At 70.0% G+C, this 819-nt stretch carries 1 protein-coding gene; it reads left to right on the top strand.

Annotated features, from left to right (window positions below):
• The coding region (locus ALMP_RS35325) for a zinc-binding dehydrogenase (RefSeq protein WP_264935859.1) at nt 1-819 on the top strand (819 nt) is incomplete at both ends.

The raw sequence follows: 819 nt of genomic DNA, 5'->3' as shown, positions 1-819 counted from the left end.
ATGTTCCCGTCGTTCGGTCCGGTGGCGGTGGCGGATGTGCGGACGTTGGCGGTGGTGCCGTCGGGGTGGTCGTTCGAGCGGGCGGCGTCTGTGCCGGTGGTGTTCCTGACGGCGTATTACGGGCTGGTGGAGCTGGGCGGCCTGCGTGCGGGTGAGTCGGTGCTGATCCACGCGGGTGCGGGTGGTGTGGGGATGGCGGCGGTGCAGATCGCCCGTCATCTGGGCGCGGAGGTGTTCGCGACGGCGAGCGTGGGCAAGTGGGACACCTTGCGTTCTCTGGGCCTGGACGACGATCACATCGCCGATTCCCGTTCGCTGGAGTTCGAGGAGCGCGTCCGTGCGGCCACGGGCGGCCGGGGTGTGGATGTGGTGTTGAACTCCCTCGCGGGGGAGTTCGTGGACGCGTCGTTGCGGCTGCTGGCCGAGGGTGGCCGGTTCGTGGAGATGGGCAAGACGGATGTGCGGGATGCGGGGGAGGTGGCCGCGGGGTTCGGGGGTGTGTCGTATCAGGCGTTCGATCTGATCGAGGCGGCGGGTGCGGACGGGATCGCGGAGTTGTTCGCGGTGCTGATGCCGTTGTTCGTCTCGGGGGCGTTGGAGCCGGTGCCGGTGCGGTCGTTCGATGTGCGGCGGGCGCCGGAGGCGTTCCGGTTCATGTCGCAGGCGAGGCATGTGGGCAAGCTGGTGTTGCGGATGCCGAGGGCGCTGGACGCGGACGGCACGGTCCTGATCACGGGTGGTACGGGCACGCTGGGCGGTCTGGTCGCCCGGCACCTGGTCACCGAGCACGGCGTGCGCAGCCTGGTCCTGACCAGTCGG

Source organism: Streptomyces sp. A012304 (genome assembly GCF_026008495.1).
GTDB lineage: Bacteria > Actinomycetota > Actinomycetes > Streptomycetales > Streptomycetaceae > Streptomyces.
Note: the sequence above shows the minus strand (reverse complement) of the source record. Positions and strands in the feature narration are given on the sequence as shown.